The 19,630-nt window shown below is 46.2% G+C and carries 15 protein-coding genes and 1 pseudogene; 8 read left to right on the top strand and 8 right to left on the bottom strand.

Annotated features, from left to right (window positions below; genetic code table 11):
• Nucleotides 1-33: 33 nt before the first annotated feature.
• Nucleotides 34-882 carry an SDR family NAD(P)-dependent oxidoreductase gene (locus ACFS25_RS15550; RefSeq protein WP_381502683.1) on the bottom strand — a complete coding sequence of 283 codons (849 nt, stop codon included), beginning with the start codon at nt 880-882 and terminating at the stop codon, nt 34-36.
• Between the two features lie 544 nt (nt 883-1,426).
• Between ACFS25_RS15550 and ACFS25_RS15545 the strand changes: the two genes are divergently transcribed.
• Complete coding sequence (locus ACFS25_RS15545) at nt 1,427-5,632, top strand: PAS domain S-box protein (protein WP_381502680.1); 4,206 nt, start codon at nt 1,427-1,429, stop codon at nt 5,630-5,632.
• Between the two features lie 69 nt (nt 5,633-5,701).
• Nucleotides 5,702-6,460 carry a response regulator gene (locus tag ACFS25_RS15540; RefSeq protein ID WP_381502678.1) on the top strand — a complete coding sequence of 253 codons (759 nt, stop codon included), beginning with the start codon at nt 5,702-5,704 and terminating at the stop codon, nt 6,458-6,460.
• A gap of 391 nt (nt 6,461-6,851) precedes the next feature.
• On the opposite strand, the gene ACFS25_RS15535 is transcribed toward ACFS25_RS15540, so the two are convergent.
• The 5 genes and pseudogenes from ACFS25_RS15535 to ACFS25_RS15515 all read right to left on the bottom strand — a co-directional run bounded on the left by ACFS25_RS15535 (nt 6,852) and on the right by ACFS25_RS15515 (nt 8,319).
• Nucleotides 6,852-7,082 (bottom strand): transcriptional regulator, SarA/Rot family, encoded by a 231-nt coding sequence (locus ACFS25_RS15535; RefSeq protein ID WP_381502675.1) that lies wholly within the window; start codon nt 7,080-7,082, stop codon nt 6,852-6,854.
• A gap of 5 nt (nt 7,083-7,087) precedes the next feature.
• Nucleotides 7,088-7,306 (bottom strand): MarR family winged helix-turn-helix transcriptional regulator, encoded by a 219-nt coding sequence (locus ACFS25_RS15530; RefSeq protein WP_381502671.1) that lies wholly within the window; start codon nt 7,304-7,306, stop codon nt 7,088-7,090.
• Between the two features lie 82 nt (nt 7,307-7,388).
• Nucleotides 7,389-7,823: a DoxX family protein gene (locus ACFS25_RS15525; protein WP_381502668.1), complete on the bottom strand. Its 435-nt coding sequence runs from the start codon at nt 7,821-7,823 to the stop codon at nt 7,389-7,391.
• Between the two features lie 35 nt (nt 7,824-7,858).
• Nucleotides 7,859-8,131: pseudogene (locus ACFS25_RS15520) on the bottom strand (Ohr family peroxiredoxin); the annotation flags it as partial.
• A 38-nt stretch (nt 8,132-8,169) separates the two neighbouring features.
• The gene (locus ACFS25_RS15515) at nt 8,170-8,319 is read right to left on the bottom strand and encodes an ATP-binding protein (RefSeq protein WP_381503089.1); all 150 of its coding nucleotides are present in this window, start codon (nt 8,317-8,319) and stop codon (nt 8,170-8,172) included.
• Nucleotides 8,320-9,243: 924 nt separating this feature from the next.
• Here ACFS25_RS15515 and ACFS25_RS15510 point away from each other — a divergent pair.
• From ACFS25_RS15510 to ACFS25_RS15495, 4 genes are all read left to right on the top strand, one after another.
• Nucleotides 9,244-9,780 (top strand): hypothetical protein, encoded by a 537-nt coding sequence (locus ACFS25_RS15510; protein ID WP_381502665.1) that lies wholly within the window; start codon nt 9,244-9,246, stop codon nt 9,778-9,780.
• 428 nt (nt 9,781-10,208) lie between these two features.
• Nucleotides 10,209-10,616, top strand: a complete 408-nt coding sequence (locus ACFS25_RS15505; RefSeq protein ID WP_381503087.1) for a winged helix-turn-helix transcriptional regulator — start codon at nt 10,209-10,211, stop codon at nt 10,614-10,616.
• A 21-nt stretch (nt 10,617-10,637) separates the two neighbouring features.
• Entirely contained in the window at nt 10,638-11,318 is a 681-nt protein-coding gene (locus tag ACFS25_RS15500) for a GNAT family N-acetyltransferase (protein ID WP_381502662.1), read from the top strand.
• Nucleotides 11,319-11,346: 28 nt separating this feature from the next.
• Entirely contained in the window at nt 11,347-11,619 is a 273-nt protein-coding gene (locus ACFS25_RS15495; protein WP_381502660.1) for a hypothetical protein, read from the top strand.
• On the opposite strand, the gene ACFS25_RS15490 is transcribed toward ACFS25_RS15495, so the two are convergent.
• Nucleotides 11,570-14,341, bottom strand: coding sequence for a sensor histidine kinase (locus ACFS25_RS15490; protein ID WP_381502657.1), 2,772 nt, complete (start codon nt 14,339-14,341; stop codon nt 11,570-11,572). The genes ACFS25_RS15495 and ACFS25_RS15490 overlap by 50 nt on opposite strands.
• 36 nt (nt 14,342-14,377) lie before the next feature.
• Nucleotides 14,378-14,599 (bottom strand): hypothetical protein, encoded by a 222-nt coding sequence (locus ACFS25_RS15485; RefSeq protein ID WP_381502655.1) that lies wholly within the window; start codon nt 14,597-14,599, stop codon nt 14,378-14,380.
• A gap of 503 nt (nt 14,600-15,102) precedes the next feature.
• Here ACFS25_RS15485 and ACFS25_RS15480 point away from each other — a divergent pair.
• Together ACFS25_RS15480 and ACFS25_RS15475 are read left to right on the top strand one after the other, a co-directional pair.
• Nucleotides 15,103-18,987 carry an AsmA family protein gene (locus tag ACFS25_RS15480; RefSeq protein ID WP_381502652.1) on the top strand — a complete coding sequence of 1,295 codons (3,885 nt, stop codon included), beginning with the start codon at nt 15,103-15,105 and terminating at the stop codon, nt 18,985-18,987.
• Nucleotides 18,988-19,031: 44 nt separating this feature from the next.
• On the top strand, nt 19,032-19,598 hold the full coding sequence (locus ACFS25_RS15475; protein ID WP_381502649.1) for a hypothetical protein: 567 nt from the start codon (nt 19,032-19,034) through the stop codon (nt 19,596-19,598).
• The last annotated feature ends 32 nt before the right edge of the window (nt 19,599-19,630 follow it).

The raw sequence follows: 19,630 nt of genomic DNA, 5'->3' as shown, positions 1-19,630 counted from the left end.
AAATGAAAAAATTGCCTTATAAATACGCTCACTTTACACATACAGCAGACTCTTTTGCCAAAGCCAGTCGGCGTTAATATCCGTGATGTCACGGTTGGCCGTTGACTTGGGACGGCTGTCAGCAAAATAACCGCCCGTGTTTTGTTCACCAATGAGCTTGAGGGGTGCCGACGCCAGAAAAATCGTTGTTTGCGCCCCTACTTGGGGCGTGCGCATGAACGGTCCTGCCAACTTAAGTAGTTGACCCACAAACCCTGGCGTGTCGGCACCAAAGTTAGTTCGAACAGCGCCGGGGTGCACTGAATAAGCTCTAATACCCGTTCCGGCAAACTGACGGGCTGCACCTTTAGCCAACAACAGATTGGCCAATTTGTCGTCTCCATAGGCCGAAAATAGAGATAAGTTGTCAATGCGTCGGAAAAAGCGGCTTTTACGACCCAGAATATGCGCGGCTGACGACAGACTAATAACCCGCACATCACCGGTTTGGGCCGCTGTCTTTTTTAGTAAATCGGTCAGGTAGTATAATAATCGAAAATGACCAATGTGGCTGGCGTAAAACGATTTTTCGATACCCTCTTTGGTAAATTCAAGGCTAGCGGGCGTATAACCGGCATTATTAATGAGTACATCGAGTCTGGAATGTGTAGCTTTAATGCGTTCGGTCGCCTGATGTAGTGAATCAATATCGCCTAAGTCAGCTATCACTAAATCAACCTGAACGGCAGGATTCGCTCGTTGTATATCGGCCTGGGCTACTTGGCCTTTCTGTAGGTTACGGCATAGCAGGATCAGATCAAAGGAACGAATGGCCAGTTCCTTAGCCGTGGCCAGTCCCAAGCCAGTATTAGCGCCAGTGATAAGAGCGGTTTTGATACCCATCAGATAGTTTAGTTAACAGGTTTTATTGTTGATTAATCTTATGCTGGCTACCGCTTGTATCAGGCTTGTAGAGCGATTATAAGCACAGGTTTTCATCGTATAGCAGCGTTGTATTAACTAATGGTTAGCCTAAGAGTTTCGCCAGAAAGTCTGATACTATCGAGTAAGGAACTATGAGAAGAATAAATAATAACATGGCGTTTAATGAAAAATAAAAAATCAGTAATATATAATAGGTTTATATTTGTAAACAAATTATTTATTATTTGGTGTATTTATACATATGTTATGTACTTGATTTCTATTTAATGAACAGATGTGTTCTGCTTATCGATAGCGAGCCTGATTTAGTAGAAAACTTGACTATTTCATTGATATTAAATGGATATATGGTTGATACTACCAATAACGGACCAATAAGAACAGATAAGCCCCGACAGACTCAGCCCAACCTGATTATAGGTGATATCATGATGCCGGTAGAGAGCGTATGGGAACTTACTACACGGATTTGGCAAACCTTCCGCAAAACAATATACCAGGAATGAGCCATTATAAGCTGCCAGTAAAGAAAACCAAAAAAGCCAGCGATGGCATTATAGAGGCCAATTTGTCTATTAACGATTTCTTGGATATACCGGTAGGAATAATTGTATGTCAACCCGTAAGTGGAGAAACTGGCTCTATTATAAATCTAAAAATTACATATTATAATTCATTCGTATCGTCACTATTCAATCTAAATTTGATCGAAGGGGAATCACTTTCTTTTGATCAAATTCCTTATCTGAAGACGCTACTCAACCCCGCTTATACGGTATTGGAAACCGGAATTTCTTTCACCATAGAATCGTATGAGAAGGAAAGAGGCTATTGGATAGAGAGTTCGATTAATAAAACTAACGAAACGTGCACTATCTATTTGCAGAATACCACGCAGAGAAAAAATTATGAAAATACCCTGCAACGCAAGCTACAGTTTGATTCAATTATTTCGGAAATATCCAGTCGATTAATTAATATAACATCGACTGAACTGGATGCGTATATTGTAGAATCGCTGGGCAAAATCGGGAGCCATATTGGAGCTGATCGAGTTTACATTCTTAATTGCTCTACGGATGGACTTTTGATGACTCGTACGCATGAGTGGTGTGCTGAAGGTATTGATTCCTTCCAGAAAGTTCTTCAAAACGTGTCTACCAGCCTTTTCCCCTGGTGGCGCCAGAAATTAGTTAATCAGGAACCCATTCTATTAAAATCGCTTGATGAACTACCGGCCAGTGCGGTCGTGGAAAAAGAGCGTCTGATGGCCCAGAACATTCAGTCCCTTCTGGTAGTCCCTATGGTTTTCAATAGCAAAAATGTTAGTTACATCGGTTTTAATGCAGTTCGAGAACAACAGGATTGGGATAAAAATGAAATTGATTTATTAAAGACTTTTGCCGCAATACTAATAACGGCCACGAATCGGATAAGTCGTGAACAACTGATACAACGGACTAACGAGCGGCTAGAAGGGTTAAGTCGTATTAGCAAGGCTTTACTGAACAGCAGTCTGCTGGCTGAACAACCGGATCAAACGGCCTTAAAACACATCTATGACTTGATTCCCTGCGAAGTTGGTGTTGTTTTTCGCATCGACAAGGCGGGCCAACTGGCGTACACGGAAAGTCGAATGAGACGCGGTCAACGGGAGGACTGGCCGGGAATTCGTGTTTCGGCTAAATATCTGCATCATGCCTTACTGTCGCAAGGCAGGGAGGTACTGATACACGATCTATTAATGGATGGTACCGGCTTTCCACCTGACTTTAACCCATATGATTGGGGGCATCGATCTTTTCTGGCCATTCCATTACTGGCTCATCAGCAATACATTGGCCTCTTGATACTGCTTGATAAATCGCCTAGCTTTTTTACCGAGGAACATGTATTTATTGCTCGGGAGGTTGCCGGTCAGTTATCGATTCTATTATTCCAGGAAGATGTCAATCAGCAATTAATCACGCAAACCAACCAGCTAGGTAAAAGCAATGAACTTTTACAGGCCATCATTGATAATATTCCGGTTGGATTAACACTCTGGCAACCTGTCCGTAAAGACAGTCGTGTTATTGACTTTATCTATTTGCTAACTAATCCGGTGAATGCCACCATGACGGGGGTAAGCCAGGAATTAATGATGGGGCAATCTCTGGTAACCTTATTCCCACATATCCTCGAAACCGGTTTATTTGACAAATTAATAAGAACAGCTGAAACAGGGGAAAGTCAACACTTCGAATTTCTGGACAAGCTGCCAACTGGTGAATTATGGGGTAACTATTCGTTGGCTCTAGTGGACGATAAGCTGTTATTTACCGTAAGTGACATTACTCATCTTAAACAAATAGAAGAACAACTCCGGCAAAACAACTCGGATTTGGAACAGCGGGTGTCAGACCGATCTACCGAAATTCAAGAGCTTTTTGCTATGCAGCGAGCCATCTTAAAATATGCTGGATTAGCCATTTCCGCGACTGATACAAAAGGCATTATTACACTTGTCAACCCTGCCCTTGAAATCATGACAGGATACAAGGCCGACGAATTGGTTGGGAAAGTGACCCCTGGGGCTCTTAGAGAACCTGAGTTTTTCCAACAGCAAATTCATCAGTTAAAACCCAACCTGAATGACCCTTCTCTAACCGGAGAGGACATGATTGGGGCTTATGTTACGAAGAATGATTTTCTGCAACGAGAAAATATACTTCTAACGAAGGAGGGACGACGAATACCGGTCTTGTCAACGGTCAGTGGGCTCTATGATGATCAGGAAAACCTGATTGGTTTTGTCGATTTGGCGATGGATATATCCAAATTGAAAGCCATTGAACAGGAGCTGATCCAGGCTAATCAGCGTAGTCAATTGGCGACTATGGCGGGTAAACTGGGTGTTTGGGAGTGGAATTTGCTCACCAATGAAGTAGAATTAGATGAGAATTTTGTTACTCTGTTTGACATGGCACAAAAAACCGTAGGGAACCGAATGGAGAATTTTGAGCCGCTGGTTCATCCCGACGATTTACCCTTGCTTTACCGTCACGTACAACAAGCCATTAAAGAAAGAACACCTGTTGATGTTGAATACCGAGTTATATTACCCAGCGATAAGTCGGTTCATCATATAAAAGCAGACGGTCTGGTTCTTCAAAATGAACTCGGACGAACCGATCGTATAATTGGGGTAATTCGTGACCAGACGGCTACAAAACAAGGAGATCAGGCCCTAAAGGAAAGCGAACAGCGGTATCGATCGCTGGTTAATCATCTTAAGGAGATCGTCTTTCAAATCGATGCAACCGGCCTGCTGATTTATTTAAATCCTGTCTGGCAGGAGGTAACCGGTTTCAGTGTCGGTGAAGCGTTGGGTAAGCCGTTTCTGGATTACGTGTTTCCTGCAGATTGGGAGTCTAACCTGAAACTTTGTGAGATTCTGATATCCCGCCAAAAAGCGTACTATAAACACGTTACCCGGTATATTCACAAGGAGGGAGGGTACCGCTGGATTGAGGTGTTCGCTCAGTTAACGCTGGATGAACACAACGTTGTAACGGGGATTACCGGCACATTAACGGATATTACGGAGCGTAAAAAGGCCGAAGAAGCTCTTTTAGAAAGTGAACAGCGTTTTCGCGATATCGCCGAGAATGTGGACGAAATCTTTTGGATCCGAGACTTAAAGGAGCCTAAGTTTATTTATATGAACTCGGCTTACGAAAAATTTAGTGGACAGAAATGTCAGTATTTATACGAAAACCCATATTCATTTTTAACCTTTATTCTGGAAGAAGACCGGCAAAAAGTAGTGGAGTTTTTTGTTAGTGAAGATCTGGATCTGAGCTTCGATTTTCGGGCCAGACACCAGGATGGTAGCATACGGTACTTAAGTGTTCGGCAATTTAGGGTAAAAACCGATGAAGGTGTGTTATTGCGTCGAATCGGTGTGGCCACCGATATGACAACGACTATCGAAAAAGAATTAATTCTGGAAGAATCACTAAAAAAAGAACGAAATCTAAATGCACTTAAATCTCAATTTATTGCAGTAGCATCGCATGAATTTAGAACGCCACTGGCTACCATCAGTTCAAGTGTGGAATTAGTGAAACATTACATTAATGTAAATATAGATGGTTCTACAACTGCCTTAATTAATAACCATATTGATAAAATTTATCGAAAAGTATTCTTATTAAATGATCTAATATCAGATACGCTGACAATTAGTAAAATTGAAGAAGGACAAATCGCTTTGAATCCACAATTAATTGATTTGGTGAATCTATGTGAAGATTTAGTGAAATTCTATTTTGGTGACAGGGGAGATAATCGTTATGTAGAATTTATAGTTACGGGTAGTCCAGTAGCGGTCAATATAGACAAAAAGATAATGGAACATGTTTTAACCAATCTCTTGTCTAATGCTTTTAAGTTTTCAATTAAAAACCCAACGTTAAAAATTAGTTTTGAACGAACACTTGTCTATTTGTTTGTAATAGATGAAGGGATTGGCATACCTAAAAAAGACATTCCTAATTTATTCGACAAATTTTTCAGAGCTAGTAACGCTAATACGTTTCAGGGTACGGGTCTTGGTCTAGCCATTTGTTACGAGTACATAACCCTGCAAAAAGGACGTATTAATGTTGAAACGGAGGAAGGAGTGGGCACAACCTTCAAGGTTACACTTCCTCTTACCCCTTAGCGTATACTATTCATTTTAACTAATTAGTGTTAGATCCAGATCGGGCTGTTTGGTGAAAATCAACAACGTATGCTTACCAAACTGCTGCTGATTGAAGACCAGGCTTCTTTGCGAGAAAATATAGCTGAGATACTCACCCTTAATGGTTATCAGGTGGTTACGGCGGAGGACGGTCGACAAGGCATTTCTCAGGCGGTACTTGATCCACCCGACTTGATTATTTGCGACGTTATGATGCCCAAATTAGACGGGTATCAGGTATTGGAAATCGTCCGGTCAACCCCAGCGCTAGTCCGGACACCGTTTATTTTCCTAACGGCCAAAACTGATCGAACAGACTTGCGTCATGGCATGGATTCGGGGGCTGACGATTACCTGACAAAACCGGTTGCGAGCCGCGATTTGATAATGGCCATTGAAAGTCGGCTTAGGCATAAACAGCAATGGATGACCGTAGAAAAGCTACCAATACTTTATCGGACCAACATTCGGGGATATAATGATAAGGGTAGTATGACACTTCTTACTGAGGATTGTCTTTATTTTTTCACGCAAAAAAGGAGGTATTATGTGCTCCACCCTCTAGGAACCTTTCAACTTAGTGGAACTATTGAGGACTTAGCGACCCAATTGGACCCGGTGCAGTTTTTTCGAGTTAACCGAAAGGAGATCATCCACCGGAACACTATCCAACGCTACACGTATTGGCAGGAAGGCAAATACTGCCTGTTTCTCTTAATCGGTGAGCGAACCAGCGAGGTTATTTTGCCGAGAGCCCGATACAGGCTCTTCCTCGATTGGCTACAATCTTCTTCAAAGAAACAATAAAACTATACAGGCTGTAAAGTGGAGGCAAGTCTGGTCGTTCCAGTCGCGCGTAATACACTGTTATTTGAATATCCGGCGGGCAACTACACAGGCCATTATTAATAATTATAACACTGAGATGGTCGGCTTTATCGACACAGTGAACTTGCTTACCTCCGCAAGACCAGGCAACAACCCAATGAAGCCCAAAGTCGGCGAAAATGTGATGCCGACTTTGGGCTTCATTGGGTTGCCGGAGCAGTGGTCAAAAGGATAGCCAGTGGCCAGACAACTGCCTACAGTTCATAGTGACTTGTTCTTGGTATTCAATGGGGCCTGCACAATCGGGTGATTTCAGGACGGGTCAAACAGTGCTCAGTAGCGGCTCTTGAAGCAAGGTGAACTGAACAAGCTACTCCATGTGGCTTTTCGCAGACAGATTATTGATCAGGATAAGCAACTTATTTTTTAGGCCAACCAACTCGTCAAGTGTCATATCGTCCGAGAGTAAACTGGTCTCCAGCTCTTTCGGAGTGGAAGCGGCCTCCATCCGTAACTGATTTCCCTTATTGGTGAGTCTGATAATGACTTTTCGTTCATCTTCTTTGGAACGCTGCCGCTCCAGTAAGTCTTGAGTCTCCATCCGCTTTAAGAGGGGGTCACCGTGTTGGTGTTGAGAATCCATTTTTTGGTGATTTCATTAATCGGAATGACATCCGTTTCCCAAAGAACCAGTAAGCCTAAATAATGGGGATAGGTTATCCCTAACCGGTCCAAAAAAGGCTGGTATTCCCGAACAATTAATCGCGACGCTGCGTAGACGGGAAAGCAAAGCTGATTCGCGAGTAGGAGTTCGGTTGAGGTCATTAGCTAAGTTGGCTCAATCATGGATGGCCATAAAGTTGCCAAAGCAGTAAATTGGGCCGTCAATTATTTACCGAGCCTATTTTTATTGAACTAGCCCATTATTATTTCTTTTCGTTAAGTAGCCAAGAGCTCCAGTAGACCACAAGGCCCAAGCGATGAGTACCGGTTGAAAAAACAATCGAATCAGCCGGGCCTGGTCTGTATTAAGGCCAAATGCATCGGTGCTATTTACGTATTGGGCTATGTTACCCGGAAATACCAACACGTAAAACAACCCAAGAACCAGGCCAACCTTGACCTTTTGTTTTGACCAAAAAATCATGCTAAGCCCTAATGAGAGTTCAACCATGCCCGACAAAAGAACGACAATGTCTTTAGAGAGGGGTATCCAATTGGGTACCTGTGCCTGAAACTCGGCTCGTTGGAAGGTAAAATGGCCAATGGCAGCAAACGTCATAAAAATCCCCAAGACGATCCTAAAAGCCGTTTGACGTGTGCTGGTTTTGCTAGTTTCCATACTTACTGAATCTTGATAAAATAAACGTAGAATACCTAAATTGTTGGTGAATCAATATTACCCCGAGTTGCATTGGAATAGGGGCATACCGTATGCGCTTTATCGACCAGTTGATGCGCTCTGTCGTTCTCAATACCGGGTATGTTTACCGCCAAAGTAACCCCCAATTGAAAACCGCCTTTCCCATCCGGATGCAAGGCAACGGATGCTTTTACGGTTGATGGGAATTCTGGCTTTATTGTCTCTTGGCTCATGACCAAATTGAGCGCACTATCAAAGCAAGGAGCATAACCTGCGGTAAACAGTTGCTCTGGTTTTGTCTGTCAGAATCAGCCAGAAAGCCCGCTTAAACGGGTAGATATCTCTGAAAGGTGGCTCCATGGCCAGGCTTGCTGAGGGCCGTGATCGCTCCCCCGTGATTGGCTACCACCTTTTGGTAAATAGCCAGACCAATGCAACGGCGACCCGTCGAAGTTTGGTTTTCGCTTACGTTGATGCATCTGATAGGACCGGTCCGCCGGTGCGGTTAAGTAGTTCACTGATGCATGAGGAAGGGCCTAATCCCCCATCAGTGTGCGTACTAGAGTAAGGCTGGACAAACTTATAAAAGAGGTTTTTGGGTAAACTTACTTTGGGTAAAGGTATAACAGCTAAGCTCAAATGATACAATTAATAAGCTACTACTTCTAAACTACCATTGGCTTTCCCTACTTTATAAAGTGCAAAATCCGGGAATAGATACGTAGCTTGTCATTAGTAGCCGGAATGGTTTATCTAGTGAGTGAAAAGTAAGTAGTTTAACGTTGTACTATTCTTAGCCAAGTTTAATAAGTAAAAGTATGTTGAGGGTATATTCTAAGATCAACCACCCCATATAAGCCGTGAAAACTGGGCAAGTTGTCGCTTGGAAAGGGGAAGAAGAAAGCCTGCCTTATGTTAAGGGAATATCCGTAGATTGATAGGATCAATCGCGAGTAAAGTACCCCTAAAAACAGCTCCTGAATTATTATTACAGTTGGTTATTAAATAGACCGTGAAGCAGATATTGACCTTACCCATTCTAACTTCTTACACTTGTGATAATATTCTTAGCCTTTATCCGTACGACAGCTATAGCCTTACTTTGTTTTATAGCGGCTATGACTGTTTCCCACCTACTCATCTGGTTATGTACAGCACTTGATATTCCCCTTAGCATAACAAGTAAGGGATGGCTTGGGGTAGTTTGCTTAATAGTGGCTTGGGCTTCTTATCGGCTATTTTTTCGTCAAGTTTGGCGTAAAGAGGGTGATGAGTGGATTCAAGAATAGTCTTGGATTAACATAATGCCACTAATACAGCAAAACAGATTGAGTATATGGCACATTATATACTCGACTTTAAGAACATGCGTTGTTGGGAAAAATAGCTCCTTTCCAGTATGAAAACAGCACCCTATTTCTACTTAGTAATCTTTCTTTTTGTAACAATACCACCGCAAACAATCGCCCAGCAACTCACCTTAAGCAGTTCCAGGACAGCATTTGGAAAAGGCTCTGAGCAACTCACTGTTACTTATGGCTATGGTCGAGGTAGTTTAGCTGAGAATCGGAGTGTTATACAAATCCAAGCTGGATACTATGTGGCCAATCGATTACTAATTGGAGTAGCAGGCTCAATGATGCGGAAATGGATAGGAGAGTTGCATACAGATAATAAATTTAGTGCAGGCCCCTTAGTACGCTATCAATTTACTTCCAGTCGCCTGTCTCCCTTCGCTCAATTGGCTTACCAACTAGGCAACCCCACTTTAGATCCTACCCGACATCAAGCGGTTATGTTCACACCAGGGGTAAACTTGGCTCTACTATCTCAAGTTCGGATTGAAGCTAGTTACGGCTTCCTTTTTATTCCCAGTAGAGAACGAATTGGCCAGCCTCAACTTGGGGCTACTATTTTATTCGGCAGCAAACGCTAAAGAGAGGATTTCGTTAAATAAAAAGATAATTCTAACCGAACTCGTACCCCTATTATAAAGAAAATCTCTTTACACAAAAATAGTTATACAACTCCCTCGTGACCCGGACTACCAGTTGTTCAATATCCGATTCTTTACTGACATCACAGGGTATGGTAGCCACCCCAAGTTCGTTCCCGGCTTATACTGCCTGAAGAAGGGTACTTACCGGATCACCGGCCGGCTTGCCTTGGATACTGGCAAAAAACGCTTTGGTATAAGGGGCCTCCATGTGTGCTTATTTGTGGTATATCGCCACTCAAAGGCCTATTCCAATGACATAGTTTTGTTTGGATTAAATTTACCATTAACTTTGCTTGCATATTGCAAGTGAACAGTGGTAGGGCACTTTGCTTGCGAATGGCAAGTATTTTTTTTGTTTTTAGGAGATAAAACCGCGCTCGGATTGCCCACTGAGCTTTACACTTGATTTCTTTGGTGACAAGTGGTCATTACTGATTTTACGGGATATGATGCTGGAGAATAAATCGACCTATGGCGAATTTCTGAGATCGGACGAGAAGATTGCGACCAATATCCTGGCGGACCGGTTAAGTATGCTGGAGACGTATGGCTTTGTGATCAAGCAAGTTGCCACCGATAAGAAATCTAAGTTTGTCTACAGCCTGACCGAGAAAGGCATTTCACTGGTACCTGTTATTATGGAAATTGGCCTTTGGGGATCGACATTTAATCCACCGGGGCTGAATCCTCAACTGCTCAATGCTCTGGAGCAGAATAAGGAAGCCACCATCAGCAGCCTACAGGAAAAGCTGAGAAGTAAGCCGCAACTGTAAGTACCATCGAATCCTACCTATATGATCCATTCACTCGATAATCCGGTTTGGTCTGCGTTGACTTCCGGTAACCAACAATTTGCTCTGGGCAATCAGCAGGCAAAATATTATAACCCTCAAATCGCTCCGTTTGTGGCCCTTGCTAACTATACGCGAGCGCATTTTGATGTCTTATGGCATACGATTCCCTATGATCAGCCGGTTGCCATTTTTACTAATGATCAGCAACTTGACCCTTCGCCTTGGGTGATCGTGAACCGGATCGATGGCTTTCAGATGCTGTTCGAAGGACCAACACCAAAACAGGAACCTAGAGCCGAACTGGTCCACTTAACCGAACAGGATATTCCCCAGATGCTTGCTTTAACCCAGCTCAGCCCGCCCGGTCCTTTTCTGCCCCGGACTATTGACTTGGGTGGTTATGAGGGTGTTTTTGCCGGAGATAATCTGATCGCCATGGCTGGTCGCCGGTTCGATAGTGGTGCTCACGTGGAGATTAGTGCAGTCTGTACGCATCCCGATCATACCGGAAAAGGGTACGCCCGGTGGTTGATTGATAGCCAAATTCAACAGATACGGGCGGAAGGTAAAGTTCCCTACCTCCATGTCCGGGCGGACAACACCCGGGCTCACCGTATTTATCAGCGTATGGGCTTTGTAACCCGGTCAGAAGTGATTATCTACATTTTAAAGAAAGGCTAATTTTTTCGTTAAAAATAGCTAGAGCAATTTGTCTGATTGGGCCCGCGACGGCACAGTCCGTCGTTGGGCCGCCCGGCGGGATATGACAGTGTCTATTATTGGGAAGATGTGCAACGGGCTTTACGTATTGCCGCTGGTGTGGATTTTCGCCATTGATCCACTGGAGCCGTTTCTCATCCAGAGCTTTCTTGGTCCGCTACCCAATCATCTTACGTGTCTGCTGAGCCGGAACCGCGAAGAACTGTATACGGCTACCCATCCAAGACTGAATCGTCACCTTCCAGCGGCAAGCGAATGGTGAACGTAGTGCCTTTGTTTTCCTCGCTCTCTACCGTCAGATGGCCCCGGTGCAGTTCGACAAACTGCCGGGCAATCACCAACCCTAAGCCCGTACCCGCAATGCCCGCCGTATTACTGGCCCGAAAGAATGCCTGAAACAGGGTTGATAATTCGCCCTCCGGTATGCCGATACCTGTATCTATCACTTCCAGCACCAGGCTAGCCTCGTTGAACACAATCCGTAGGCAGGGTGAAGCACCGGTGGAAAACTTAAAGGCATTCGAGAGCAGGTTGACCAGTACATGACTCATTAGTTTGTCATCCAGATAGACCCGTCGGGGTGTACCCTCAATGAGCAACGCAACGCTACGATCATCGAAGAGATGTCCCTTAAAATGGAGGGAAATCAGTTCCTCGATCAGCGCGATGAGGTCTACCCACCGGGGCGTAAAGGCTATTTTGCCCGCTTCAATTTTTCCAATGGTCAGCAAGTCGGACAGCAGCGTACTAAACTTTGCAATTTCTTTCTGAATCACCGTCACGTGATGCTCAATTGATGCGCGGGCCGTGGCAGAAGGTCGATCCAGATACATCGTAATGAGGTCAGCACTGGACTGAATGGTAGCCAGGGGGGTTCTGAATTCATGGGAGGCTGTTGAGACGAACTGCGACTTGAGCTGATTGAGTTCCTGCTCCCGCTGTAGTGACTCCAGTAAGACGAGCTCTTTTTCTTTCTGCCCCGTAACGTCATTAACAATGCCCAAGAGCCGGCTAACCTGGCCCGCCCCGTCGCGGATGACAAAGGTGCGCACTGACAGCCAGCGCCTTGACCCGTCGGCTTGCTCGAGCCGGTAGTCTAGTTGTCCCTCCTTGCCCGCCATATAGTCCCCAAAAAAAGCCCTCATCGCCGGACGGTCTTCTGCCACGATGCCCGCCATAAAGCTGGTGGGATCCTCGTAGAGATTCTGAACCGAGCGGTTCCAGACCCGTTCGTAGGCCGGGTTGATGTAGAGTAAGCGGAAAGGATCAGCCGAGTGAATCCAGAAGACTTCATCGACATGGTCGGCAAATTCGCGAAACCGCTGTTCGCTTTCCCGCAGGGCTTCTTCGGCCAGCTTCCGTTCGGTCACATCCCAGGCCACACCCATAGCCCGAATGGGGCGACCCTGTTGATTGCGCATCACCAGACCGTTGGTTTCGATGTAGCGGACCAAGCCGTCAGGCCGAACAATCCGGGTTGTATTAGTAATCTGTTCGCCTTGATTACCTACGTGGGAATGATCCAGAAAAGCGGCCAGATCATCAGGATGGACCAGGTTTAGATACGACTTGAAGGTCCAGTCGGTCTGGTCGGGCTCCAGGCCATGCAGCGCCCACATGCGCTCGTCCCAGATCAGGCGACCCGTCTCCAGGTCATCGTCAAAGATACCCTGGCCAGCGCCCTGAGTGGCTAATTGTAGCCGTTGATTGAGGTTCCGTAGCTGGTTTTCATTCTGTTGGCGATCGGTGATGTCGTGGGCCGATCCGTACACCACCCCATCAATGGCAATGGCATTCCACTCAACGATGCAATAGGTGCCATCTTTTTTGCGGAACTGGTTGATCTGGTTGCGAACCGGTTGATGAAGGATATTCACCAGTAACTGCTGATAGACAAACTTCTGCTCGTCGGGATGAATCAACTGTAAAAATGGGATGGTCAGCAATTCGGTTTCCGAATAGCCCAGTCCGGCCTGAAAAGCCTCGTTGATTTTTGCTAGATTTCCCAGCGCGTCGGAGATACAGTGCATGTCCAGAGCTCCCTCAAAGAAGGTATTCAACGCTCTGTTCTGCTGATGAGCCTGCTCCTGAGCTGTTTTTAGGGCGGTGATATCGGTGGCGATACCCACATACCCGATCAGCGTTCCCGTCTCATCCTGCAAACGGCTGGCCGCCAGCAGAATCGGGACGGCCCGGCCCCGTTTGCCGATGACGATGCACTCTTGGTACAAATACGCCTGGTCGGCCAGCACTCGTTGAAAAAAAGACTCGTGTGCGTGAGCCGCTTTGGCCGGTAGCCAGACAATGACGGGGATAGACCCAGTAGCGGTTTGCGGCTTTAGGTGAGCCACCCGGCCAAGGAGTTCCCGGACCGGGTAGTCCAGTAAGGATTCACAGGCTTGGTTGGCGGTTTGGATAACCCCGTTGATGTCGGTGGAGAGAATAGCTTGGCCGGCATGTTGGAGAATTGCCTCCTGTAGCGTTGATAACTGACGGATATGTCGGATATGATCAGCTACCCGCTGTTGCCGTTGTTTAGTCTGTTGGGGAAGCTCGTTAGGGCGTTGATGGGGGAGCCCTTCCAGTCCTTCCAGTACTACCCGCGGTTGGGCCGGCGTTACCCGTTGCGGTTGAGTAGGGGGTTGGGCCATGACCATAATCAACTCGGGGTCTACCATGGGCCTCAGGGTAAGCTGTAACCAGATGTTTGGGCCAGGATCGTATTCAAGCACCTGTTGGCACTGGCCCAACCGGAGTACCCTCACCAATTGCTTGAACAAACCCCTTTCCTGAACAGTCGGCAATAATCCACCGGCCCGTTGACCGGTTAGTTCCTGGGGCGTTCGGCCCAAGAGTTGGGCGAAGGCCGGATTAACCGCTTGGTAGCGGAAGTGGGTAATCTGCCGTTGGCCATTGCGAATGGGTTCCAGAAAGGCCACTCCCTGGGGAGCATAAGTAAACCAGAATTGTGACAGCTTTTCCAAATTGGGCGGGGTTAGCGGGGCTTTAGGGTAGGCGGGCTATGGGGTATAATCAGGCGTAAGGGATAACCCACGCGGATAAGCAAAACCGGCGGCTCTTTTTACCTGGCTCGCCAAGGCCGCATCACTTCGGACACTCAAGGTAGACGTAACGGCAAAGCCCAGCCGGGTCAGAAGATCGACCAGATGGTGGCGAATTTGGTCTTCATCGTCGATAACCAGCAGGCGAATGGCCATGTAAAAGGGGCTTAAGTCGGGCACGACTGCCTGATCAGGTTGATACAAGCACCCCACTAAGGATGGGCTTCTTTACAAGAAGGAACAAGAGACGGGCTGGTGGCTGGTAGATGTGGTTTACCCCTGACAAACATTCTGCTATTCTGATGTAACGTAAGCTGTTTTGTACCAGGCGTGTTTGAATGAAACATGTGTTTATGGATAATTACTAAAGTTACCAATAATTATTTTATATAAGTTTAAGTATATTTTATTTACATAAAGTAAATGATTGTAATGCTGATTTTTACTATCTGTCCAACTCAATTGGTAGCATACAATTCGTTATTTGTTCAAGTCAGATGGGGAATTGCAGAGGTCAATCTGAATCAACTTATAGCCTGCCATAATCGCTCTTGCATTCAAAATTTATAGGCGACTGGTTCGTACCATTTTAATTCGTTTATTTAACTTATTGAAGACTAAGCCTTGGCGTTTGTCCTTTGTGGACGGATCGAAACTTTTAGTAATTAACAAGCGAATAAGCGATGAACGGATCGTTGAAAAAGGGGGTAAAAATAGGGCTAATTGTTGCCGCTATACCGCTGGTTATCGCTGGCCTACTCTATTACGTTTTAGTCCATAATTTAAAGGACATCCTGAAATATGCCGTTGAGAAACAAACGAAGGGCGGTTATACGGTTAACAGTAAAGACATTCGGCTTTCGCTGCTCGACAAAACTATTCGGATTGATGAGCTAGTCCTGACTCGCAAAGACACCACGAACGTACTCCTATACTATAATCTTACTATTCCCAAAGCCTATTTATCCATTGAGTCCTGGCAGGAACTACTGGTCGATAAACGCGTATCTATCGATAGCTTTTCGGTGGAGAAACCCGAGGTCGTTATTCACGACTATAAAGCACCCGAAACGAGCCGCCGGCAAACGAGTTTTCAAACGGCCATGATTCTGGAAAACCTTCAGAAAGCCCTGGCTCATCTGCATGCCAAAGCCTTTACGATTCAACACGGTTCGCTGACGATTTACAAACGAATTAATCCGGTTCCTTTCCGCATCAACGACGTCACGTTTACGGTCCGCAACTTTCAAAAAATAGACAATAACGATAAACACGTATTTGGCTCCGACAACGTAGAATTGGCCCTGGGTCGACAGCGCTGGCAGTTATCAGACGGTAAAAATAACCTGAGTTTTACCGGACTTCGCTTTTCAAGTGCCACCCAGTTATTCGAGATCGACTCTATTCTGTTTCAGAAACCGGCGACGGCGGGGCAGGGAGAAACAAGCTTACGAGCGGATAGATTTTTCTTTACGTCGAGTCACCTCCCGGCGGTTTATCAGAAAGGCGAACTGATTCTCGATACGCTCATTTGCGTCAGACCCATACTAACGCTTCCGCTGGGGGCTAATAAAAACCAGTCCCAGGATACAACGATTCATTCGAACCTAAAGAGTCTGTTTAATGACGTAACGATTCGCTACACCCAAATAAAAGATGGTGAAATTTTGTTGGCTGGGCACACCCGTAAGGCCTCCCGGGCAGGCACTAAGAAAGCCAACCTGACTATTTACAACCTGGTCTTTAACCCCCGTAAACAGCCATCCCTGAGCACAGACAGCCTTCGGTTGAATCTAAAAAACATCACCTTTTTCTCGAAAGACAGTCTGTTTAAAATAGCGGTTGAATCCTTCACGCTGCTTAACCACGATGTCCTCTTTAACCAGGTAGCCTACGGTCCGGTAGCGCGTCAGGCGTCGGGTAACCAGCTAACGTTTACCGCTCCGGCCCTGCGACTCAGAAACATCAGCCTCGAAGACTTGCTACGAAAACGGTTAGTGGCGACGGATGCCCAACTGGTGAGACCATTCATCCGGATAGTAGCCACCAAAAAAACGCCAGCCACCACCCGCCCCGACACGGCTACCGTAACCCGGCACACTAAAATCGATATGTACCAAACCCTGCACGGACTGGCCGAACTGCTACAGGTGAAAACGTTTCGCATCATCGACGCCAGTGCTCAGTATACGCTGGCGGGTTACAAGCCCGTAACCGTAGACCTGAAAAATATGAATGCGACCATTTTGCTGAACAAGCTGCTACTGAGCGATTCGCTGGTCGATATCAAACACGCTATGCCCAGGCTGACTATCGGTCAGGTAAACGCAGTGGCCAATGGGATGAAGCTGGGACTGAATCAATATACCTTCGACGGTAAAAAACGGCACAACTGGCTCGGTAAACTCCGTCTGGATTTAGCAAACGGCACTACCCTAACCGGCGAGAAACTCTATTGGGAAGTATTCGACTGGGACGTGTTTCAAAAAACGAAAGCGATTCAGATTGATCAACTCCGAATGAGCACACTGACTGTTGATGCAAACGTAGCAGGGAGACCCAAGGCTACCAAATTCGATAGCCTGTCGGTAAAGTCAACAGCCAGCGCAAATCCCAAAAAACCGTTACCCCGCCTGCGAATCGGTCAGCTTCACGTCGGGCGGATAGCCATGAAGGCTACTTTACCAAACCAGACGCTGGCGGGTTTTGGGGGCGAAGGTATCCAGGTCGATAAACTGACTACGGACGCCCACTTCTTCCGGTGGGCGCAAGTCAGCGGAAAACTGAATACACTTTATTTCAATCAGCCCGGCGGGAAGCAGATCACGGCCGAAACACTGGTGCTGAACACCCAGCAAAATAACACGCTTACCAACCTGACTTACGTCGATAATCAACCGGACCAAACCCTTCAGATTCGATTGCCACAACTCGTGCTCAACGGCCCGTTTTCGTCTACCGATTTTTCGGCTGTAGCCCTGAGTTCAGTACAGGTGGAACGACCCGAACTAACGATGGTTTCGGAGCCGCAACAAAGGCCCGCTGGACGGGCAAACGTGTTTTCTATTCCGCTTAACCTTATCCTGACGAAGCTACATGTCAATCAAGCGCTGGTGAATTATACTGCCCAAAAAGGACAGGATTCAACGCGCATCCAAACCCGGGTTGATATGGAAGTAGCTTCGCTAGTGGCTAAAAAAAACGAGGCCGTTACGGTGGCTTCGGTGCGCGTGAGTCCGGCGGGCCTGACGGTGGGAATGCCTACTCTACAAACAACAGTGCCGTCGGTCAATATACAACTACTCAACGGAAAACTGTCGGTGACCCCATCCGGCAAGCCGACGCTAGCCGCGCACGTGATGGCTGATTGGGAAGTTGCCGGGCTACACCCCAAGCTGTCGGCTAAGAAACATAAAACACCCGTTGATCTTCGGGTGAACGGTATTACCGGTAACGTCGATCTACCGGATTTTCGCTGGACAGCGGGCACGAAAATACCCTGGACGACTTGGGTAGACCACGCCAACGTAGCGATTCAGGGCTTGAATTTTAAAAGCACCACTACCCATCTGGAGGCTGAAAAGGTAGTGTGGACGCACAAATCGTCTCAGTTGGAACTGGACAACTTTAGTATCTATCCAACAAAAAGTAAAGAGGATGCTATGGGTCCTTCTCAGCTACAGGGCGATTATATCATGGTGCACGGCAGAAAAGCCCAACTAAGCGGCATTAAAACCTACCGCTGGTATCATGATTCAACCATTGCCATTACGCACATTCTTCTGGATCATATTAACACGGATGTGTCGCGGGATAAGCGGTTGCCTGATCCCGCCCAGCTACCCAACAAACCCATGCCGACCCGGTTGCTAGCCGGTATCAAGGTACCATTTCGGGTGGATTCAATTAGCGTCATCAACAGCCAGGTGAACTACCACGAAACGTCAAAACTGACCAATCGGGTTGGTACGATTCCCCTCAAAGAAATCAATGGCACCCTAAAAATTATTACTAACCGACCCAATCATGCCGCTGATAGTTTAACGCTGTTGGCCAGCACCAAACTGTTAGGTTTACATATCAAACAACTGCACTACCGGGAGTCCTACGGCGATTCACTGTCAGGCTTTCGGATGGGGCTGAACACGTCGGATTTCCACATGACCGAGCTAACCCCAATCACGAATCCAATGGCGACTGCCGATCTGGACGATGGGTATCTGGAGCCGATGACCGCCCGGATGGCGGGCAATAAATACGCATCCGTGGGCAACATGCGGTTCTTCTATAGCGGTTTAAAACTTCGCCTGCTGGGTCATGCTGACACGACCCGGAAGTCAATACTGATCCGCTTCGAAAATTTCATCGTTGGCAAAGTGCTACGCAAAAAGAATCAGCAAATGGCTCGCATTTTCTACGACCGTGATCAGAAGAAATTCATTTTCGGCTACTGGATCAAATCCATTATGAGTGGTGTGCTGGTCAGTGTGGGCGTAAAAGGAAACAAGAAGTACCATGCCAATTACCTAAAACTAAGCCAGCAGCATTCACTTCCCATCGAAGAGTAATGGCTTCTAATCAGAACTTGTAGGCCGCAAACAACGATTTCCCCATGAACGAATTTACGCACATACGGATGATCATGGGCTTTATTCTAAGCCTGAGTGTTGCCCAGCTGCTACGGGGAGTAGCCAAGTTAATCGTGCATCCGACCCGAAGCAGACCCTATTGGGTGCATCTGATGTGGGTGGTGTATATATTCTTAGCCATCATTTATTTCTGGTGGTGGGAGTACCGCCTGCATGAACTGACGCAATGGACGTTTTTGTCCTACGTGGGCGTGATTTTTTACATTGTTCTCTACTACCTGCTCTGTTCGTTACTCTTCCCGGAAGACCTATCCGACTATGAGGGGTTTAAGGACTACTACTACGCCCGGCGACCATGGTTTTTCAGTATTCTGGCAACCACATTTCTGATGGATGTGGTGGATACGATGATTAAAGGGTCAATCTATTTTAAGAATTTGGGACCCGAGTACCCCATCCGCATCGGTATTCATATTGTCCTGTGTCTATTAGCCGTAAAGTGGCGAAACGAACGGTACCATGCAGGTTTAGTCTTTGTCTTGTTAGGCTACAATATTTCCTGGATTGCCCGACACTATTTTGTTGAATAAATAGATCAGGCTACGGGTTGAATTTAGGTTTA

Origin of the sequence: Spirosoma flavum (assembly GCF_042686045.1) — a bacterium.
In the GTDB taxonomy this organism is placed as follows: Bacteria; Bacteroidota; Bacteroidia; order Cytophagales; family Spirosomataceae; genus Spirosoma; species Spirosoma flavum.
This window is presented reverse-complemented; position numbering and strand designations above follow the sequence as displayed.